This is a genomic window from Pseudomonas palleroniana (assembly GCF_022836895.1).
In the GTDB taxonomy this organism is placed as follows: Bacteria; Pseudomonadota; Gammaproteobacteria; order Pseudomonadales; family Pseudomonadaceae; genus Aquipseudomonas; species Aquipseudomonas palleroniana.
Genome location: NZ_CP092411.1, coordinates 1,172,501 through 1,193,859, shown reverse-complemented (window position 1 = coordinate 1,193,859; position 21,359 = coordinate 1,172,501). Strand labels below are relative to the sequence as shown.

Annotated in this window: 17 protein-coding genes, 4 tRNA genes and 2 rRNA genes (1 of these 23 cut by a window edge); all 23 read right to left on the bottom strand. The window is 55.0% G+C overall.

Annotated features, from left to right (window positions below; translation table 11 throughout):
• Positions 1-11 precede the first annotated feature (11 nt).
• Positions 12-647, bottom strand: a complete 636-nt coding sequence (gene rplC / locus MJP36_RS05305; RefSeq protein WP_003194649.1) for a 50S ribosomal protein L3 — start codon at positions 645-647, stop codon at positions 12-14.
• Positions 648-728: 81 nt separating this feature from the next.
• The gene (gene rpsJ / locus MJP36_RS05300; protein ID WP_003186070.1) at positions 729-1,040 is read right to left on the bottom strand and encodes a 30S ribosomal protein S10; all 312 of its coding nucleotides are present in this window, start codon (positions 1,038-1,040) and stop codon (positions 729-731) included.
• A gap of 157 nt (positions 1,041-1,197) precedes the next feature.
• Positions 1,198-2,391, bottom strand: coding sequence for an elongation factor Tu (tuf, locus tag MJP36_RS05295; protein WP_060755286.1), 1,194 nt, complete (start codon positions 2,389-2,391; stop codon positions 1,198-1,200).
• A 30-nt stretch (positions 2,392-2,421) separates the two neighbouring features.
• Complete coding sequence (fusA, locus tag MJP36_RS05290; protein ID WP_060755287.1) at positions 2,422-4,527, bottom strand: elongation factor G; 2,106 nt, start codon at positions 4,525-4,527, stop codon at positions 2,422-2,424.
• Positions 4,528-4,557: 30 nt separating this feature from the next.
• Positions 4,558-5,028, bottom strand: a complete 471-nt coding sequence (rpsG, locus tag MJP36_RS05285) for a 30S ribosomal protein S7 (protein ID WP_002555493.1) — start codon at positions 5,026-5,028, stop codon at positions 4,558-4,560.
• Positions 5,029-5,146: 118 nt separating this feature from the next.
• On the bottom strand, positions 5,147-5,518 hold the full coding sequence (gene rpsL, locus MJP36_RS05280) for a 30S ribosomal protein S12 (RefSeq protein ID WP_002555494.1): 372 nt from the start codon (positions 5,516-5,518) through the stop codon (positions 5,147-5,149).
• Positions 5,519-5,735: 217 nt separating this feature from the next.
• A complete protein-coding gene (rpoC, locus tag MJP36_RS05275) occupies positions 5,736-9,935 on the bottom strand; it encodes a DNA-directed RNA polymerase subunit beta' (RefSeq protein ID WP_090365559.1) in 4,200 nt (1,399 codons plus the stop codon).
• 64 nt (positions 9,936-9,999) lie between these two features.
• Positions 10,000-14,073 carry a DNA-directed RNA polymerase subunit beta gene (gene rpoB, locus MJP36_RS05270; RefSeq protein ID WP_060755289.1) on the bottom strand — a complete coding sequence of 1,358 codons (4,074 nt, stop codon included), beginning with the start codon at positions 14,071-14,073 and terminating at the stop codon, positions 10,000-10,002.
• Positions 14,074-14,292: 219 nt separating this feature from the next.
• Entirely contained in the window at positions 14,293-14,658 is a 366-nt protein-coding gene (gene rplL, locus MJP36_RS05265) for a 50S ribosomal protein L7/L12 (RefSeq protein ID WP_060755290.1), read from the bottom strand.
• Between the two features lie 78 nt (positions 14,659-14,736).
• Positions 14,737-15,237: a 50S ribosomal protein L10 gene (rplJ, locus tag MJP36_RS05260; RefSeq protein ID WP_016969477.1), complete on the bottom strand. Its 501-nt coding sequence runs from the start codon at positions 15,235-15,237 to the stop codon at positions 14,737-14,739.
• A gap of 199 nt (positions 15,238-15,436) precedes the next feature.
• A complete protein-coding gene (gene rplA / locus MJP36_RS05255; RefSeq protein WP_003232403.1) occupies positions 15,437-16,132 on the bottom strand; it encodes a 50S ribosomal protein L1 in 696 nt (231 codons plus the stop codon).
• The gene (gene rplK, locus MJP36_RS05250) at positions 16,132-16,563 is read right to left on the bottom strand and encodes a 50S ribosomal protein L11 (RefSeq protein ID WP_003176435.1); all 432 of its coding nucleotides are present in this window, start codon (positions 16,561-16,563) and stop codon (positions 16,132-16,134) included. Before rplK ends, rplA begins: the two co-directional genes overlap by 1 nt.
• A 117-nt stretch (positions 16,564-16,680) precedes the next feature.
• Positions 16,681-17,214 (bottom strand): transcription termination/antitermination protein NusG, encoded by a 534-nt coding sequence (nusG, locus tag MJP36_RS05245; protein ID WP_003176436.1) that lies wholly within the window; start codon positions 17,212-17,214, stop codon positions 16,681-16,683.
• Positions 17,215-17,223: 9 nt separating this feature from the next.
• Complete coding sequence (secE, locus tag MJP36_RS05240; protein WP_003194658.1) at positions 17,224-17,592, bottom strand: preprotein translocase subunit SecE; 369 nt, start codon at positions 17,590-17,592, stop codon at positions 17,224-17,226.
• A 45-nt stretch (positions 17,593-17,637) separates the two neighbouring features.
• A tRNA-Trp gene (locus MJP36_RS05235) sits at positions 17,638-17,713 on the bottom strand.
• A gap of 163 nt (positions 17,714-17,876) precedes the next feature.
• Positions 17,877-17,952 (bottom strand) — tRNA-Thr (locus MJP36_RS05230).
• Positions 17,953-17,978: 26 nt separating this feature from the next.
• Positions 17,979-18,052, bottom strand: a tRNA-Gly gene (locus tag MJP36_RS05225).
• Between the two features lie 24 nt (positions 18,053-18,076).
• A tRNA-Tyr gene (locus MJP36_RS05220) sits at positions 18,077-18,161 on the bottom strand.
• Between the two features lie 143 nt (positions 18,162-18,304).
• A complete protein-coding gene (locus MJP36_RS05215) occupies positions 18,305-18,751 on the bottom strand; it encodes a hypothetical protein (RefSeq protein WP_060755291.1) in 447 nt (148 codons plus the stop codon).
• Positions 18,752-18,758: 7 nt separating this feature from the next.
• Positions 18,759-19,508, bottom strand: coding sequence for a pantothenate kinase (locus tag MJP36_RS05210; protein ID WP_244384999.1), 750 nt, complete (start codon positions 19,506-19,508; stop codon positions 18,759-18,761).
• Entirely contained in the window at positions 19,498-20,457 is a 960-nt protein-coding gene (birA, locus tag MJP36_RS05205; protein WP_244384998.1) for a bifunctional biotin--[acetyl-CoA-carboxylase] ligase/biotin operon repressor BirA, read from the bottom strand. The genes MJP36_RS05210 and birA overlap by 11 nt, the downstream gene beginning before the upstream one ends.
• Positions 20,458-20,610: 153 nt before the next feature.
• Positions 20,611-20,726, bottom strand: a 5S ribosomal RNA gene (gene rrf, locus MJP36_RS05200).
• Between the two features lie 151 nt (positions 20,727-20,877).
• A 23S ribosomal RNA gene (locus MJP36_RS05195) occupies positions 20,878-21,359 on the bottom strand; it runs 2,411 nt beyond the window's last position.

Genomic DNA, 21,359 nt, shown 5'->3' with positions numbered 1-21,359 from the left:
TCAGCTTCCCCTTAACCGCGAGCCTTGGCCGCTGGACGTACAACCAGGTTGCCGCCAGTAGCGCCAGGAACAGCACCCTTGACCAACAACAGATTGCGTTCAGCGTCGACGCGCACTACTTCGAGGGACTGCACGGTCACGCGCTCAGCGCCCATATGACCGGACATTTTCTTGCCCTTGAATACACGACCAGGAGTCTGGCACTGGCCAATAGAGCCCGGGACGCGGTGGGAAACGGAGTTACCGTGAGTGTTGTCTTGGCCACGGAAATTCCAACGCTTGATCGTACCCTGGAAGCCTTTACCCTTGGACTGACCGGTTACATCAACCAGTTGACCAGCGGCGAAGATTTCAGCGTTGATCAGATCGCCAGCCTGGTAGTCGCCGTCTTCGAGACGGAACTCCATGACAGTACGACCAGCTGCAACGTTTGCTTTAGCGAAGTGACCTGCTTGAGCAGCAGTCACGCGCGAAGCACGACGCTCGCCGACAGTGACTTGCACTGCACGATAGCCATCGGTTTCTTCAGTTTTGAACTGGGTGACGCGATTCGGCTCGATCTCAATGACCGTGACCGGAATGGAGACACCTTCTTCGGTGAAAATACGGGTCATACCGCATTTACGACCGACTACACCAATAGTCATGTTGTAAACCTCATGAGTGTACGGGGCTTTCACCCGCTATGGCCGCCCATTTCAGAGCGTTACACGACTAAGACCCAAGTCTTAGCCGAGGCTGATCTGTACTTCCACACCGGCCGCCAGATCGAGCTTCATAAGTGCATCAACGGTTTTATCCGTTGGCTGGACGATGTCCAGTACGCGCTTATGAGTACGGATCTCGTACTGGTCACGCGCGTCTTTGTTGACGTGCGGGGAGACCAGAACGGTGAACCGCTCTTTACGGGTAGGCAGTGGAATTGGACCACGCACTTGAGCACCAGTACGTTTCGCGGTTTCCACGATTTCCTGGGTGGATTGGTCGATCAGGCGATGGTCAAAAGCCTTCAACCTGATACGGATTTGCTGATTTTGCATTGGATTTCAGACTCCGGCTGCTATTCCCACCGGGCGCAATGCACCCGTTAAAAGGAGGCGCAATTCTATAGACGCCCCAGATAGGTGTCAACCCAATAAAAAAGCCCCCGCTGAGCGGGGGCTTTTCAAAGCATCGAAGCTATCTCAGGAGAGATGCTTACTCGATGATTTTAGCTACAACACCAGCACCAACGGTACGGCCGCCTTCACGAATAGCGAAGCGCAGACCGTCTTCCATTGCGATGGTCTTGATCAGGGTAACTTCCATTTGGATGTTATCGCCTGGCATTACCATTTCAACGCCTTCTGGCAGCTGGCAGTTACCAGTCACGTCAGTAGTACGGAAGTAGAACTGTGGACGGTAGCCTTTGAAGAACGGAGTGTGACGACCGCCTTCTTCCTTGCTCAGAACGTAAACTTCTGCGGTGAACTTGGTGTGCGGCTTAACCGAACCTGGCTTAACCAGAACCTGACCACGCTCAACGTCGTCACGCTTGGTGCCACGCAGCAGAACGCCGCAGTTCTCGCCAGCACGACCTTCGTCGAGCAGTTTGCGGAACATCTCAACACCGGTGCAGGTGGTGGTGGTGGTGTCACGCAGACCAACGATTTCCAGCGGATCTTGAACGCGAACGATACCGCGCTCGATACGACCAGTCACAACAGTACCGCGACCAGAGATCGAGAACACGTCTTCGATTGGCATCAGGAACGGCTTGTCGGTCAGACGAACTGGCTCTGGGATGTAGCTGTCCAGAGTTTCTACCAGCTTCTTAACAGCGGTAGTACCCATTTCGTTGTCGTCTTTGCCTTCCAGAGCCATACGAGCAGAACCGATGATGATCGGAGTGTCGTCGCCTGGGAAGTCGTAAGTGCTCAGCAGATCGCGCACTTCCATCTCAACCAGTTCCAGCAGCTCAGCGTCGTCTACCAGGTCAGCCTTGTTCAGGAAAACCACGATGTACGGAACGCCTACCTGACGGGACAGCAGGATGTGCTCACGGGTTTGTGGCATCGGACCATCAGCGGCCGAGCAAACCAGGATCGCGCCGTCCATCTGGGCAGCACCGGTGATCATGTTCTTCACATAGTCAGCGTGACCTGGGCAGTCAACGTGAGCGTAGTGACGGATCAGCGAGTTGTATTCAACGTGCGCGGTGTTGATGGTGATACCACGAGCTTTTTCTTCTGGTGCGCTGTCGATCTTGTCGAATTCAACTACGGCCGAACCGAAAACTTCGGAGCAGACGCGAGTCAGAGCAGCGGTCAGAGTGGTTTTACCGTGGTCAACGTGGCCGATGGTGCCAACGTTTACGTGCGGTAGGGAACGATCAAATTTTTCTTTAGCCACGACAATTAACTCCTTGCCTAAAGGACTGAATCAGCCTTGTTTTTTGGATACAGTTTCAGCGATGTGCGCCGGAGCTGTGTTGTATTTTTTGAATTCCATAGAGTAGCTTGCGCGACCCTGGGACATGGAGCGAACGTCGGTCGCATAACCGAACATCTCACCCAACGGAACCTCGGCACGAATCACTTTGCCGGAAACCGTGTCTTCCATACCCAAGATCATGCCGCGACGACGGTTAAGGTCGCCCATGACATCACCCATATAGTCTTCAGGTGTAACAACTTCTACCGCCATGATTGGCTCAAGCAACTCACCACCGCCCTTCTGGGCCAGTTGCTTGGTTGCCATGGAAGCAGCCACCTTAAACGCCATCTCGTTGGAGTCGACGTCGTGGTAAGAACCGTCAAAAACGGTTGCTTTCAGGCCGATCAGCGGATAGCCGGCAACAACACCGTTCTTCATCTGCTCTTCGATACCCTTCTGGATAGCAGGGATGTATTCCTTAGGAACAACACCACCCACTACTTCGTTCAAGAATTGCAGACCTTCCTGACCTTCGTCAGCAGGAGCAAAACGGATCCAGCAGTGACCGAACTGACCACGACCGCCGGACTGACGAACGAACTTGCCTTCGATTTCACAGTTCTTCGTGATGCGCTCACGATAGGAAACCTGAGGCTTACCGATGTTGGCTTCGACGTTGAACTCACGGCGCATCCGGTCAACCAGGATGTCCAGGTGCAGCTCGCCCATGCCGGAGATGATCGTTTGACCAGTCTCTTCATCAGTCTTGACGCGGAAAGATGGATCTTCCTGAGCAAGCTTGCCCAGAGCGATACCCATTTTTTCCTGGTCATCCTTGGTCTTAGGCTCTACGGCAACCGAAATAACCGGCTCCGGGAAGTCCATGCGAACCAGGATGATTGGCTTGGCAGCGTCGCACAAAGTCTCACCAGTGGTGACGTCCTTCATGCCGATCAGGGCCGCGATGTCACCAGCGCGAACTTCCTTGATCTCTTCACGGGCGTTTGCGTGCATCTGCACCATACGACCCACGCGCTCTTTCTTGCCTTTAACCGAGTTGATCACGCCGTCGCCGGATGCCAACACGCCCGAGTAAACGCGGACAAAGGTCAAGGTACCCACGAATGGGTCGGTAGCGATCTTGAACGCCAGGGCCGAGAACGGCTCGCTGTCGTCAGCATGACGCTCCATCTCTTCTTCCTCGTTATCAGGGTTGGAACCCTTGATAGCAGGAATGTCGGTTGGAGCAGGCAGGAAGTCGATAACGGCGTCGAGAACCAGGGGAACACCCTTGTTCTTGAAGGAAGAACCGCAAACAGCCAGGACGATTTCGCCAGCGATAGTACGCTGACGCAGAGCGGCCTTGATTTCCGCGTTGGTGAGCTCTTCACCTTCGAGGTACTTGTTCATCAGCTCTTCGCTGGCTTCGGCAGCAGCCTCAACCATGTTGTTGCGCCACTCGTCAGCCAGCTCTTGAAGCTCGGCAGGGATAGGCTTGCGAACAGGAACCATGCCTTTGTCAGCGTCATTCCAGTAAACAGCTTCCATGTTGATCAGATCGATCTGACCCTGGAAGTTGTCTTCGGAACCGATAGCCAATTGGATTGGCACCGGAGTGTGACCCAGACGCTGCTTGATCTGACCGATCACGCGCAGGAAGTTGGCGCCAGCACGGTCCATCTTGTTTACGTAAACAAGACGTGGAACGCCGTATTTGTTGGCCTGACGCCATACGGTTTCCGACTGAGGCTCAACACCCGAGGTACCACAGAACACAACGACAGCGCCGTCGAGTACGCGCAGGGAACGTTCAACTTCAATAGTGAAGTCTACGTGGCCTGGGGTATCGATTACGTTGAAGCGGTGCTCGTCTTTGTACTGCTTCTCGGAACCTTTCCAGAAGGCGGTAATGGCAGCAGAAGTAATGGTAATACCACGCTCCTGCTCCTGAACCATCCAGTCTGTGGTCGCGGCGCCATCATGCACCTCGCCCATTTTGTGACTTTTGCCGGTGTAAAACAGTACGCGCTCGGTGGTGGTGGTTTTACCAGCATCCACGTGAGCGACGATACCGATGTTACGGTAGCGGCTAATCGGAGTAGTACGAGCCATAAAGCCCTCGCAAAATTAGTGAAGCTAAAATTAGAAGCGGTAGTGCGAGAAAGCTTTGTTAGCTTCAGCCATACGGTGCACGTCTTCACGCTTCTTAACAGCAGCACCTTTACCTTCGGCAGCGTCCAACAGTTCGCCAGCCAAACGCAGAGCCATAGACTTCTCGCCGCGCTTACGGGCGAAGTCTACCAACCAGCGCATTGCCAGAGCGTTACGACGGGACGGACGAACTTCAACCGGAACCTGGTAAGTAGCACCGCCTACACGGCGCGACTTCACTTCGACCAGCGGAGCGATGGCGTCGAGAGCTTTCTCGAAGATTTCCAGGGGGTCGCTGTTCTTGCGTTCTTTAACCTTTTCCAGCGCGCCATAAACGATACGCTCGGCAACGGCTTTCTTGCCGCTTTCCATCACGTGGTTCATGAACTTGGCCAGAATTTGGCTTCCGTATTTTGGATCGTCAAGCACTTCGCGCTTGGCTGCTACGCGTCTTCTTGGCATGGATAAGCCCTCAAACGGTCTTCAGGTTCGCTCGGAATCGGTGCCCTTTCGGGACGCCTCCGACCTTACTCTTATCGACTCAGAAAATAAGATGATTCAGTTTTACAAAAAGCCGCTACTACTTAGGCTTCTTGGTACCGTACTTCGAACGACCCTGGTTACGACCTTTAACGCCGGAAGTATCCAAGGAGCCGCGTACGGTGTGGTAACGAACACCTGGCAAGTCTTTTACACGACCGCCGCGGATCAGTACCACGCTGTGCTCTTGCAGGTTGTGGCCTTCACCACCGATGTACGAGGAAACCTCGAAACCGTTGGTCAGACGCACACGGCATACTTTACGCAGTGCCGAGTTAGGTTTTTTCGGCGTGGTGGTATACACACGGGTGCATACGCCACGACGTTGCGGGCAGTTCTGCAGCGCAGGTACGTCGGATTTCTCGACGATACGCTTACGCGGCTGACGTACCAGCTGGTTGATAGTTGCCATCTACTAGCTCCACTGTTGTCTTGCGACGCTATTGTCTTGCAAGAAAAGCAAAATGGCAGGAACGCATTCCCGCCAAATTTAGGGGTACAAGAGTCTAAAGAGGATCTTGCCCCCAGTCAAGGCAAGGCCCCGACCTCCCCTTCCATCGAACCGGGGCAAAAATGCCTCGATCCGACGAATGGGGGCTGCCAGGGCCCAGACTTATTTATCGCAGAACTCAGTTACCGCTAGAGTTCAGCGCTTCGGTCAGTGCAGCTTCCACTTCACTGGCGCTAACGCGCAGCGGCTTATCAGCATCACGGCGACGCTTACGCTCGCTGTGGTATGCCAAACCGGTACCCGCCGGGATCAGACGACCCACGACCACGTTTTCTTTCAGGCCTCGCAGGTAATCGCGCTTGCCGGTTACCGCTGCTTCGGTCAGTACGCGAGTGGTCTCCTGGAAGGAGGCCGCCGAGATGAACGACTCAGTGGACAACGACGCCTTGGTGATACCCAGCAACACGCGAGTGAACTTGGCGACGAACTTGTCTTCGGCTGCCAGCTTCTCGTTCTCTACCAGTACGTGAGTCAGTTCCATCTGGTCGCCCTTGATGAAGCTGGAATCGCCGGACTCGGAGATCTCAACTTTACGCAGCATCTGACGCAGGATGGTCTCGATGTGCTTATCGTTGATCTTCACGCCTTGCAGGCGGTAAACGTCCTGGATCTCGTTGACGATATACTTGGCGAGCGCACTCACACCCAGCAGACGCAGGATGTCGTGTGGATCGCTCGGACCGTCGGAGATAACTTCGCCGCGGTTTACCTGCTCGCCTTCGAACACGTTCAGGTGACGCCACTTCGGAATCAACTCTTCATACGGATCGCTACCGTCGTTCGGGGTAATGACCAGACGGCGCTTGCCCTTGGTCTCTTTACCGAACGCGATGGTGCCGCTGACTTCAGCCAGAATCGACGCTTCCTTCGGACGACGAGCTTCGAACAAGTCGGCAACACGCGGCAGACCACCGGTGATGTCACGGGTCTTCGAAGTTTCTTGCGGGATACGCGCGATAACATCACCGATCGCGATCTTCGCACCATCCGCTACACCGACCAGGGCGTTGGCTGGCAGGAAGTACTGAGCGATTACGTCAGTGCCTGGCAGCAACAGATCCTTGCCGTTGTCATCAACCATCTTCACGGCAGGACGGATGTCTTTACCGGCAGCTGGACGATCTTTCGGATCGAGAACTTCAATGTTGGTCATACCGGTCAATTCGTCAGTCTGACGCTTGATCGTGATGCCTTCTTCCATGCCCACGTAGGTCACGGTACCTTTCATTTCGGTAACGATCGGGTGAGTGTGCGGATCCCACTTGGCCACGATTGCGCCAGCGTCGACCTTGTCACCTTCTTTAACCGAAATCACAGCACCGTACGGCAGCTTGTAGCGCTCACGCTCACGACCGAAGTCATCAGCGATTGCCAGCTCACCGGAACGGGAAACGGCAACCAGGTGGCCATCCACTCGCTCAACGTGTTTCAGGTTGTGCAGACGGACGGTACCGCCATTTTTCACCTGAACGCTGTCAGCTGCGGAGGTCCGGCTTGCCGCACCACCGATGTGGAACGTACGCATCGTCAACTGGGTACCCGGCTCACCGATGGACTGGGCAGCGATTACGCCAACCGACTCACCGATGTTCACCTGGTGACCACGAGCCAGGTCGCGGCCGTAGCACTTGGCGCAAATGCCATAGCGGGTTTCGCAGCTGATCGGCGAACGAACAATCACTTCGTCGATGCTGTTGAGTTCGATGAACTCGACCCACTTCTCATCAACCAGAGTGCCGGCAGGAACGATAACTTCCTCGGTACCTGGCTTGAATACGTCACGGGCAATAACACGACCCAGTACGCGCTCACCCAGCGGTTCTACAACGTCACCGCCTTCAATGTGCGGAGTCATCAGCAGGCCATGCTCGGTGCCGCAATCGATCTCGGTTACAACCAGATCTTGTGCAACGTCTACCAGACGACGAGTCAGGTAACCGGAGTTAGCCGTTTTCAACGCGGTATCCGCCAGACCTTTACGAGCACCGTGAGTGGAGATGAAGTACTGAAGTACGCTCAAACCTTCACGGAAGTTCGCAGTAATCGGCGTTTCAATGATGGAGCCGTCCGGCTTGGCCATCAGGCCACGCATACCGGCGAGCTGACGGATCTGCGCAGCAGAACCCCGTGCGCCCGAGTCGGCCATCATGTACATCGAGTTGAAGGACTCTTGCTCAACTTCGTCGCCGTGACGGTCGATGACTTTCTCTTTCGAGAGGTTGGCCATCATCGCCTTGGAAACTTCGTCGTTCGCCTTGGACCAAAGGTCGATCACCTTGTTGTACTTCTCGCCCTGGGTTACCAGGCCGGACGCATACTGGCTCTCGATTTCTTTCACTTCGTCGGTGGCGGCACCGATGATGCGGGCTTTTTCATCCGGGATAACGAAGTCGTTAACACCGATGGAAACGCCGGAAATGGTCGAATAAGCAAAACCGGTGTACATCAACTGGTCGGCGAAGATAACGGTCTCTTTCAAACCAACCACGCGGTAGCACTGGTTGATCAGCTTGGAGATCGCCTTTTTCTTCATCGGCAGGTTGACGACGTCGTACGACAGACCTTTTGGCACAACTTGATACAACAGCGCACGGCCGACAGTGGTGTCGACGATACGGGTGTTGGTCACGCTGCCGCCGTCACGGTCGTTGACGGTTTCGTTGATCCGCACTTTGACCTTGGCATGCAGCGCGGCTTCGCCGGCACGGAACACACGGTCAACTTCTTGCAGGTCAGCGAACACACGACCTTCGCCCTTGGCGTTGATCGCTTCACGAGTCATGTAGTACAGACCCAATACAACGTCCTGCGACGGAACGATGATTGGCTCACCGTTGGCTGGCGACAGAATGTTGTTGGTCGACATCATCAACGCACGCGCTTCCAACTGGGCTTCCAGTGTCAGCGGTACGTGCACGGCCATTTGGTCGCCGTCGAAGTCGGCGTTGTACGCAGCACAGACCAGAGGGTGCAGCTGGATAGCCTTGCCTTCGATCAGTACCGGTTCAAACGCCTGGATACCCAGACGGTGAAGGGTCGGTGCACGGTTGAGGAGAACCGGGTGTTCGCGAATCACTTCAGCGAGAACGTCCCAAACCTCTGGCAGTTCGCGCTCGACCATTTTCTTGGCCGCTTTGATGGTGGTCGCGAGACCGCGCATTTCCAGCTTGCCGAAGATGAACGGCTTGAACAGCTCGAGAGCCATCTTCTTAGGCAGACCGCACTGGTGCAGACGCAGGGTCGGGCCTACGGTAATTACCGAACGACCGGAGTAGTCAACACGCTTACCGAGCAAGTTCTGACGGAAACGACCTTGCTTACCCTTGATCATGTCAGCCAAGGATTTCAGAGGACGCTTGTTGGAACCGGTGATAGCGCGGCCACGACGACCGTTGTCGAGCAGGGCATCGACAGCTTCCTGCAACATACGCTTTTCGTTGCGCACGATGATGTCCGGAGCGGACAGATCAAGCAGGCGCTTCAAGCGGTTGTTACGGTTGATCACGCGGCGGTACAGGTCGTTGAGGTCGGACGTTGCGAAACGGCCACCATCCAACGGTACCAGCGGACGCAGGTCTGGCGGCAGAACCGGCAGAACGGTCAGCACCATCCACTCTGGCAAGTTACCGGAGCCTTGGAAGGCTTCCATCAACTTCAGACGCTTGGACAGCTTCTTGATCTTGGTTTCAGAGTTGGTTTGCGGAATTTCTTCACGCAGACGACCAATCTCGTGTTCCAGGTCGATAGCGTGCAGCAGTTCGCGGACAGCTTCGGCACCCATGCGGGCATCGAAATCGTCGCCGAACTCTTCCAGCGCTTCGAAGTACTGCTCGTCGTTCAGCAGCTGACCTTTTTCAAGGGTGGTCATGCCTGGATCGATAACGACATAGCTCTCGAAGTAGAGAACGCGCTCGATATCACGCAGGGTCATGTCCATCAGCAAGCCGATACGGGACGGCAGCGATTTCAGGAACCAGATGTGGGCAACCGGCGAAGCCAGTTCGATGTGCGCCATGCGCTCACGACGAACTTTGGCCAGCGCAACTTCAACGCCGCACTTCTCGCAGATCACACCACGGTGCTTCAAGCGCTTGTACTTACCGCACAGGCACTCGTAATCCTTTACCGGGCCAAAGATCTTGGCGCAGAACAGGCCGTCACGCTCAGGTTTGAACGTACGGTAGTTGATGGTTTCCGGTTTTTTAACTTCACCGAACGACCACGAACGGATCATCTCAGGCGATGCCAACCCAATACGGATGGCGTCGAACTCTTCGACTTGACCCTGGTTTTTCAGCAAATTCAGTAGGTCTTTCAAGGCCTTTCCTCCTGGCGGAGCAGAGAGCGGGCTAAACAGCCCCGCTCTCGATTCGCGTCACGTGTTATTCGGTTTCCAGATCGATATCGATGCCGAGGGAACGAATTTCTTTGATCAACACGTTGAAGGACTCGGGCATGCCCGGCTCCATACGGTGATCGCCGTCCACGATGTTTTTGTACATCTTGGTCCGACCGTTCACATCGTCCGACTTCACTGTGAGCATTTCTTGCAGAGTGTAAGCAGCACCGTATGCTTCCAGTGCCCAGACCTCCATCTCCCCGAAACGCTGACCACCGAACTGAGCCTTACCACCCAGCGGCTGCTGGGTAACCAGGCTGTACGAACCGGTAGAACGAGCGTGCATCTTGTCGTCTACCAAGTGGTTCAGCTTCAGCATGTACATGTAGCCAACAGTAACCGGGCGCTCGAACTTGTTGCCGGTACGACCGTCGAACAGCTGCATCTGGCCGCTTTCTGGCAGGTCTGCCAGTTTCAGCATGGCCTTGATTTCGCTTTCCTTGGCACCGTCGAACACCGGGGTAGCCATTGGAACGCCGCCGCGCAGGTTCTTCGCCAGATCCAGGATTTCCTGGTCGGAGAAGGTGTCCAGCTCTTCGTTGCGACCGCCGATCTCGTTGTAGATCTCGTGCAGGAACTTACGCAGGTCAGCGACCTTGCGTTGCTCTTCGATCATACGATTGATCTTCTCGCCCAGACCTTTGGCCGCGAGGCCCAGGTGGGTTTCAAGGATCTGACCAACGTTCATACGCGAAGGTACGCCCAACGGGTTGAGGACGACGTCGACCGGGGTGCCATTGGCATCGTGCGGCATGTCTTCAACCGGCATGATCACAGAGACCACACCCTTGTTACCGTGACGACCGGCCATCTTGTCGCCCGGCTGGATGCGGCGACGGATTGCCAGGTAAACCTTGACGATTTTCAGCACGCCTGGAGCCAGGTCATCGCCCTGCTGCAGTTTGCGCTTCTTGTCTTCGAACTTGTCGTCCAGCAGACGGCGACGATCAACGATGTAGGCCTGAGCCTTCTCGAGCTGCTCGTTCAGAGCATCTTCAGCCATGCGCAGTTTGAACCACTGGCCGTGCTCAAGACCGTCGAGAACTTCATCGGTGATGTCCTGACCTTTCTTCAGACCTGCGCCACCTTCGGCCTTGTGGCCTACCAGAGCGGAACGCAGACGTTCGAAGGTCGCGCCTTCAACGATGCGGAACTCTTCGTTCAGGTCCTTACGGATCTCGTCGAGTTGAGTCTTCTCGATGGACAGTGCACGAGCATCACGCTCAACACCGTCACGGGTGAAGACTTGTACGTCGATGACAGTACCTTTGGTGCCGGTAGGCACACGCAGGGAGGTGTCTTTAACGTCGCTGGCTTTTTCACCGAAGATGGCACGCAGCAGCTTCTCTTCCGGAGTCAGCTGAGTCTCGCCTTTCGGAGTGACCTTACCAACCAGGATGTCGCCTGCGCCAACTTCAGCACCTACGTAAACGATACCGGCTTCGTCCAGCTTGTTCAGTGCAGCTTCACCCACGTTCGGGATGTCCGCAGTGATCTCTTCTGGCCCAAGCTTGGTGTCACGAGCCACACAGGTCAGTTCCTGAATGTGGATCGTGGTGAAGCGGTCTTCTTGAACAACACGCTCGGACAGGCAGATGGAGTCTTCGAAGTTGAAGCCGTTCCACGCCATGAACGCGATACGCATGTTCTGACCCAGAGCCAGCTCACCCATGTCGGTGGACGGGCCGTCAGCCATGATGTCGCTACGCTGAACGCGATCACCCTTGCTCACCAGCGGACGCTGGTTGATGCAGGTGTTCTGGTTCGAACGGGTGTACTTGGTCAGGTTGTAGATGTCGACACCAGCTTCGCCGGTTTCAACTTCGTCATCAGCAACACGAACCACGATACGGCTGGCATCAACGGAGTCGATCACGCCACCACGACGAGCCACGACGCAAACGCCGGAGTCACGCGCTACGTTACGCTCCATACCGGTACCTACCAGCGGCTTGTCAGCACGCAGGGTGGGTACAGCTTGACGCTGCATGTTGGAACCCATCAACGCACGGTTGGCGTCGTCGTGCTCCAGGAACGGGATCAACGACGCTGCAACCGACACTACCTGCTTCGGCGAAACGTCCATCAAGGTGACGTCTTCCGGCGCCTTGACGGTGAACTCGTTCAAGTGACGAACAGCTACCAGCTCATCGATCAGGACTTTCTTGTCACTCATCGTGGCCGAGGCCTGAGCGATCACGTGATCAGCTTCTTCGATGGCGGACAGGAAAACGATTTCGTCGGTGACCAGAGCGTCCTTAACCACACGGTACGGGCTCTCGAGGAAGCCGTACTGGTTGGTGCGCGCGTACGCAGCCAAGGAGTTGATCAGACCGATGTTCGGACCTTCTGGCGTTTCGATCGGGCAAACACGACCGTAGTGCGTCGGGTGTACGTCACGAACCTCAAAGCCTGCACGCTCACGGGTCAGACCACCCGGGCCCAGTGCGGATACACGGCGCTTGTGGGTGATCTCGGAGAGCGGGTTGTTCTGGTCCATGAACTGCGAGAGCTGGCTGGAACCGAAGAACTCTTTCACCGCCGCAGCCACTGGCTTGGCGTTGATCAGGTCTTGCGGCATCAGGCCTTCGCTTTCAGCCATCGACAGACGCTCTTTGACCGCACGCTCAACACGCACCAGGCCAACGCGGAACTGGTTCTCGGCCATTTCGCCTACGCAGCGAACGCGACGGTTACCCAAGTGGTCGATGTCGTCGACGATGCCTTTACCGTTACGGATGTCGACCAGGGTCTTCAGGACCGCAACAATGTCTTCCTTGCACAGCACGCCCGAACCTTCGATCTCGGTACGACCGATACGACGGTTGAACTTCATCCGGCCGACCGCAGACAGGTCATAGCGCTCAGGGCTGAAGAACAGGTTGTTGAACAGGGTTTCGGCAGCGTCTTTGGTCGGTGGCTCACCAGGACGCATCATGCGATAGATCTCGACCAGCGCTTCCAATTGGTTGCTGGTGGAGTCGATCTTCAGAGTATCGGAGATGAACGGACCGCAGTCGATATCGTTGGTGTACAGAGTCTCGATGCGAACAACCTGAGCCTTGGCGATCTTGGCCAGGATCTCGGTGTTCAGCTCGGTATTGCACTCAGCCAGGATTTCGCCTGTAGCCGGGTGAACGATGACCTTGGCGGTGGTGCGACCCAGAACGTAGTCCAGAGGCACTTCCAGCTCTTTGATACCAGCCTTTTCGATCTGGTTGATGTGGCGCGCAGTGATACGGCGACCAGCCTCAACAATAACCTTGCCCTTCTCGTCCTGGATATCCAGAACGGCAATTTCACCACGCAGGCGCGAAGGCACCAATTCCAGGCTGAGGGTTTCACCCTTCAGGCTGAATACGTTGGTGGTGTAGAAGGCATCCAGCACTTGCTCAGTGGTATAACCGAGTGCGCGCAGCAGTACCGAGGCCGGCAGCTTGCGACGACGGTCGATACGCACGAACACGCAGTCTTTCGGGTCGAACTCGAAGTCCAACCACGAACCGCGGTACGGAATGATCCGCGCGGAATACAGGAGCTTACCGGAGCTGTGCGTCTTGCCGCGGTCGTGGTCAAAGAACACGCCCGGGGAACGGTGCAGCTGGGAAACGATTACACGCTCGGTACCGTTGATTACGAAGGTACCGTTTTCAGTCATCAGTGGGATTTCGCCCATGTAGACTTCTTGCTCTTTGATGTCCTTGATCGCTTTGTTCGACGATTCTTTATCGAAAATGATCAGGCGGACTTTTACCCGCAACGGTACGGCGTACGTAACACCGCGCAACACGCATTCTTTGACATCAAATGCCGGTTCGCCCAGGCGATAACCGACGTACTCCAGCGCAGCATTGCCGGAGTAGCTGATGATCGGGAAAACGGATTTGAAGGCCGCATGCAGGCCCACGTCGCGGAACTGATCTTTGGTCGCTCCCGCCTGCAAGAATTCACGATACGAATCCAGCTGGATAGCCAGAAGGTACGGGACATCCATGACGTCCGGCAACTTGCTAAAGTCCTTGCGGATACGTTTTTTCTCAGTATATGAGTAAGCCATCAGCGTTCCCCAGCTTGGTCACCTGCTTGTTTGGCCCCTCCGACGGGAGCAGCCAGAAAATCTTGCAAACCCCATGGTTTGCACCACCGCATCGGGTGGCTACAGCGCGTTAATGGCGGCGACCGAGTCGACAGCCAAGAACGGAAAAAGGCCGGTGGCAAGAGCCACCAGCCATCAGCCTTCAGCTTAACGCTTGGGCTGGAGACGCAAGGTCGATGCTTACTTCAGCTCGACTTTAGCGCCTGCTTCTTCCAGTACTGCTTTGGCTTTGTCAGCTGCGTCTTTGGCAACAGCTTCCAGAACCATGGCAGGAGCGCCGTCAACTACAGCCTTGGCTTCTTTCAGGCCCAGACCGGTCAGTTCACGTACTGCCTTGATCACGTTTACTTTCTTCTCGCCAGCTTCGGTCAGCATGACGTTGAATTCGGTTTGCTCTTCAGCAACAGCAGCAACAGCGGCTGGGCCGGCGGAAGCAGCAGCAGCGGAAACGCCGAATTTTTCTTCGAAAGCTTTGATCAGCTCAACAACCTGCAGAACCGACATTTCAGCTACGGCGTTGAGGATATCTTCTTGGGAGATAGACATTACTGTATTTCCTGAATTGGGGGACGGCCTACGCGGCCATCGAAATAAACAAAAATACGCGAGAGAAGTCGCTCAGCCTTAGGCTGCGGCAGCTTCTTTTTGCTCGCGAACTGCAGCCAGAGTACGAGCCAGCTTGCTGGTAGCGCCTTGAATCACGCTCATCAGCTGCGAAATGGCTTCGTCGCGGGTCGGCAGTGTTGCCAGTACGTCGATTTGGTTAGCTGCGAGGAACTTGCCCTCGAACGCAGCTGCCTTGATCTCGAACTTATCCTGACTCTTGGCGAACTCTTTGAACAAACGGGCAGCAGCGCCTGGATGCTCTTTGGAGAAAGCGATCAGAGTCGGGCCGGTGAACACGTCGTTGAGAACACTGTATTCAGTGTCAGCAACAGCGCGCTTGAGCAGGGTGTTACGTACAACACGTACGTATACGCCAGCTTCACGAGCCTCTTTACGGAGTCCGGTCATAGCGCCTACTGTCACACCACGGGCATCAGCCACGACAGCGGACAGAGCAGCTTTGGCAGCCTCGTTGACTTCAGCGACGATGGCCTTCTTGTCTTCGAGATTAATTGCCACGGGTTTAACTCCTGCTTGTTACCGTTTCATCTGGCCGAAGCCGGATGTCGTTTTGGTGTCTGATTCGGTAAGGAACCGGGAGCACCATCTGCGTAGGCTTGTGGTTTAAGACTTGCGCCGCCTACGGTCTTGGATAGCCCCCGCCAGGCAGGGACCCCAATTTTTTCAATTGACGCAGTCTCCTGCGCCAATCTGTGTCTTATACGTCCAGCGAGCCTTGGTCGATGACCAGACCTGGACCCATAGTGGTGCTCAGGGTAACGCGCTTAACGTAGATACCTTTCGAGGAAGCCGGCTTGATACGCTTCAGATCAGCGATCAGGGCTTCAACGTTTTCCTTCAGCTTGACGGCATCAAAGCCGACTTTGCCAACGGAGGTGTGAATGATGCCGTTTTTGTCGGTGCGATAACGAACCTGACCAGCCTTGGCGTTTTTAACCGCGGTGGCTACGTCTGGAGTTACGGTACCGACCTTAGGGTTAGGCATCAGGCCGCGTGGACCGAGGATCTGACCCAACTGACCTACAACGCGCATTGCATCCGGGGAAGCGATAACTACGTCATAGTTCAGGTCGCCGCCTTTCATTTCGGCAGCCAGGTCGTCCATGCCAACGCGGTCAGCGCCAGCGGCCAGAGCAGCTTCAGCTGCCGGACCCTGGGTGAACACAGCAACACGTACAGTCTTGCCAGTACCGTGTGGCAGCACAGTTGCGCTACGAACGACCTGGTCGGATTTACGTGGGTCAACACCCAGGTTTACAGCAACGTCCACAGACTCGCTGAACTTGACAGTCGACAGCTCGGTCAGCAGGGCAGCGGCGTCTACAAAGTTGTAGGCCTTGCCTGCTTCGATTTTGCCGGCGATAGCCTTTTGGCGCTTGGTCAGCTTAGCCATTACACACCCTCCACGTTAAGGCCCATGCTACGAGCAGAACCGGCGATGGTACGCACGGCTGCATCCATATCAGCTGCAGTCAGATCCGCGTTTTTGGTTTTCGCGATTTCTTCCAGCTGAGCACGAGTAACAGTGCCGACTTTAACGGTGTTAGGACGAGCGGAACCGCTAGTCAGACCAGCAGCTTTCTTCAGCAGAACCGAAGCCGGGGTCGACTTGGTTTCGAAAGTGAAGCTACGGTCGCTGTATACAGTGATGATCACTGGAGTCGGCAGACCTGGCTCAAGACCCTGAGTACGGGCGTTGAAGGCCTTGCAGAATTCCATGATGTTCACGCCGTGCTGACCCAGAGCTGGACCGACGGGTGGGCTAGGGTTGGCCTGAGCGGCCTTCACTTGCAGCTTGATGTAAGCGGTAATCTTCTTGGCCATGAGGCACTCCAATTACGGGTTCAAACGCCTCGAAAGGCTCCCCGGTTACTTGCGCGTTTATCCCAGTGACGACAAAACCCCACAGCCTAAGGCTGCGGGGTTGGGATGCTTGCTCAGCTAGACCTTCTCGACCTGGCTGAACTCCAACTCTACCGGAGTAGAGCGACCGAAAATGAGCACTGCCACTTGGATCCGGCTCTTCTCGTAGTTAACTTCTTCGACCGTACCGTTGAAATCAGCAAACGGACCGTCTGTGACACGAACAACCTCACCCGGCTCGAAGAGAGTCTTCGGCTTAGGCTTGTCACTACCATCAGCAACACGACGCAGAATTGCTTCCGCCTCTTTGTCAGTGATAGGAGCAGGCTTATCAGCAGTACCGCCAATGAAGCCCATGACACGAGGAGTATCCTTGACCAAGTGCCAAGTACCTTCATTCATGTCCATCTGAACCAGCACATAGCCAGGGAAGAACTTGCGTTCGCTCTTACGCTTCTGGCCATTCCGCATTTCAACCACTTCTTCAGTGGGAACCAGAATTTCGCCGAAGCCATCTTCCATGCCTGCAAGCTTTACGCGCTCCAGCAAAGAGCGCATAACATGCTTCTCGTAACCCGAGTAAGCATGCACAACGTACCAACGCTTAGCCACGGGACACCCTTAGCCAACAATCAAGGAAACAAGCCAGCCGAGCAGGGAATCAAGCCCCCACAGCAGCAACGCCATAACCAGAACAACAGCCACAACGATCAACGTGGTCTGCGTGGTTTCTTGGCGAGTCGGCCAAACGACTTTACGAATTTCGGTGCGAGCTTCCTTTACCAGGACTGCGAAAGACTTGCCTTTGGCAGTCTGCAGGCCTACAAAGGCAGCTACAGCAGCAAGAGCAAGCAAAGCAAGTACACGGTACAGGATCGGCGAAGCAGAATAGTACTGATTGCCAACAACGCCTACGACCACCAAAGCGACTACAGCGAGCCACTTGACCAGATCGAAACGAGAGCTTTGAGCTTCAGCCTTAGGAGTCATCTATGAAGATCCTGTGAAAAGAAAGCCAGACACACCACGTGAATCTGGCAGGTCAGGAGGGAATCGAACCCCCAACCTACGGTTTTGGAGACCGTCGCTCTGCCAATTGAGCTACTGACCTAAAACAAAATCAGGCCGACCATTATGCAGACCTGAAAAAGACTTTACAACAACCAACCCCAAGAGACTTGAAAACACCCTGACAACCAAGCCAGAAACAACGCAATCAAGCCGAGATAAGCTGTTAAAACAAAGGCAGATATTTTCATATCTGCCTTGTTATATGGAGCTCTTGAGCGGATTTGAACCGCTGACCTCACCCTTACCAAGGGTGTGCTCTACCAACTGAGCTACAAGAGCGAAACACCTTGCACAACCTGCAAACTTGGAGCGGGTAGCGGGAATCGAACCCGCATCATCAGCTTGGAAGGCTGAGGTTCTACCACTAAACTATACCCGCGGAGCTTGCAGCTCACGCTAAAAATGGTGGAGGGGGAAGGATTCGAACCTTCGAAGTCGTAGACGTCAGATTTACAGTCTGATCCCTTTGGCCGCTCGGGAACCCCTCCTAAGCGAGCCGGCATTTTACATTACGCCGACCTTCTGTCAAGCATTTTCTCATTTAAAAATATGAGGTTAGCTGCGTTGACCTTCGCTTCACACTGTAGACCGTAAAGGTCTTCACTGCGAAGCGGGCGCCATTCTATGCAAACTATTCGAGACTTGCAACGCCTTCGCACAACATTATTTTATGTTTTAACTCATTGAATTCCTTAGCAAGGTTTTCAAACGGCAGATCATCAGCCAGACGCCTGCTTTCCGGAGACACGCGAAGCCAGTAACCGAAAGCATCAGGAACGTTCAAGGTTTGGATCTTGGCCTTTATATCCAAGCTCATGAGGCGCTGCTCAAGCAACTGCGCCTGCCGCATATCTGAGAACCCACCCACGTATAAGCAGGTATTCTGAGCTTCTGGAGCCTTGGCTCGATCACGGCGGGCAACGCCATCGGAAGACTCACTCAGCAGACGAATGTCTTGCTGAGACCCCTTATAAAGACTCAATGGAGTGACATCTTTCGCACGCAACGGAGCCTCTTGCTGATGCCAGACGTAGTAGAAGACATTGAGCACAAGCAAAAGCAAAAACAGCCAACGCATAAACACCTCAGGACAAAGGGCACGCCATAGCCAGGCCGACGAAAACCAGATCAGGAACGAGCCGCCCCTGCGGAACGACTTCCGCAACCAAGTCCGCATCCCCCCCTGTGAGGAACACCGAGAACTCATCCCCCCAATAACTTCGGGCAAGCTCAAGCTGAGTCAGCACAAACCCCCTTAACATCAGCGTACAACCTCGCTCAACCGCTTCCACGGTAGTACGGCCGGGAGAGAGCCGCTCCAGCGCCTGCTCAGCAGCGGTATCGTCGTATCGAATCTTTCGCGTATGCGTGCGCAATTGACTGCGCATAAGGGGCATGCCCGGGCAGATGAAGCCCCCCAGGTGCTCACCATCAGCCGCAATAAAGTCCGCAGTCGCTGCGGTTCCGAAATCAAGTACCAGGCAAGCACTTGAGCCCAACTTGAATGCCCCAAGCATTGCCAGCCAACGATCAAGCCCCAGTCGTTCAAATTCTTCATAGCCGTTACGCACCCCTGCCATTTCCCGCGCAGAAGCCGCACACGACACGCTGACGCCAAACACCCGCTCCAACACCTCCACCAGCTTATCGGTCTCCTCGACAGCTCGAACGCTCACTAGTCGGCACCGCGTTAGCGACAGATCTGGAAGTGAGAGCAGACTTTCAACCAATGAAGCGTCCGAGCCAACCACCCCCTCAGCCAAGACTCCCGCTTTATCCGGCCCAAGTACACGCCACTTGATGAAGCTATTCCCACAGTCGAGCTCAAGAATCATCACGCAACCTCAGGCTTAACTCACCACCGCTGTATGTTTTCTCGACACCATCAACACTCAGGCGCAATGCACCCTGGCGATCGATACCTAGCACCACCCCATCAATTTGGTTGACGCCCGCTATGAGAGACACAGCCCTACCCTGCCACAAATGATTTTGCTCCCATTCCTCCTGGAGAGCAGAGAAGCCAAGGCTTTTATGTCGGTCCAGATAGCCCTGCAACTGCAAACCCAACCTTGCAACCAAATGGTTGCGATCGACCGAAGACCCAGTCTCCAACTGAACCGACGTCCATTGCTGATCAACATCAGCCGCCTTCTGCATATTCACATTAATACCGATACCGAGCACAACGTGACAAATGTCAGCAGGATCCCCCACCAACTCAAGCAAAATACCGGCAATCTTTTTGTCTTCAACCAAAACATCGTTTGGCCATTTTAAGGCCGCACGCTGCACACCCGCCTCACGCAGGGCCTGCATGACCGCTAACCCCACAACCAGACTGAGGCCCTCCAACTGCCGCAGCCCGCCCTCAATGCGCAACACGAGGCTGTAATACAGATTCTGCGCGTATGGACTGACCCATTTACGACCACGCCTACCGCGCCCTGCGGTTTGCTGCTCGGCCAGCACCAGGAACGGCGCAGCGCAGCCGGCGTCAACAAGACGCAAAGCTTCAGCATTAGTGGAATCAACAGAGTCGGAAATGTAGACAGGCCATACAGTGGAGCCCGAATTCGCCGCAATTTCCTCGGCATTCAGGAACGCCAGCGGAGACGCGAGTTGATAGCCCCTGCCCCGGACTTTATGGATGGGCAGATTCAACTCAGCCTCAAGATGCTGAAGCTGTTTCCAAACAGCGCTGCGGCTTACGCCCAGAGCGGCCCCCAGAGCCTCACCAGAATGAAATCGGCCATCTTTTAGAAGTTCTAACAACGTCAACATGCACATATCGCCTCACGATGAGGCACGCATGATAGCCATGCGCAAAGCCATTGCATAGAAATGGCCGAACTCTAGCCTTCATCGGCCCCACGCATTTTCGATCGCCCAAAACAAAACCCCATCTGCTTTCGCAAATGGGGTTTCGGAATTTAATCTTGACGATGACCTACTCTCACATGGGGAAACCCCACACTACCATCGGCGATGCATCGTTTCACTACTGAGTTCGGGATGGGATCAGGTGGTTCCAATGCTCTATGGTCGTCAAGAAATTCGGGTACTGAATCGTAGCCAGTTGGCTTCGCTTCAGCAAATTGGGTATGTAATAGAAGTCGGTGTCTTGTGAGCGTCGAACTTTCGGTTCATAGCGTCTTCACACACCGCAATCTGGCCTTTCGACTCAAATTGCTTGGGTGTTATATGGTCAAGCCTCACGGGCAATTAGTATTGGTTAGCTCAACGCCTCACAGCGCTTACACACCCAACCTATCAACGTCGTAGTCTTCGACGGCCCTTCAGGGAACTCAAGGTTCCAGTGAGATCTCATCTTGAGGCTAGTTTCCCGCTTAGATGCTTTCAGCGGTTATCTATTCCGAACATAGCTACCCGGCAATGCCACTGGCGTGACAACCGGAACACCAGAGGTTCGTCCACTCCGGTCCTCTCGTACTAGGAGCAGCCCCTCTCAAATCTCAAACGTCCACGGCAGATAGGGACCGAACTGTCTCACGACGTTCTAAACCCAGCTCGCGTACCACTTTAAATGGCGAACAGCCATACCCTTGGGACCGGCTTCAGCCCCAGGATGTGATGAGCCGACATCGAGGTGCCAAACACCGCCGTCGATATGAACTCTTGGGCGGTATCAGCCTGTTATCCCCGGAGTACCTTTTATCCGTTGA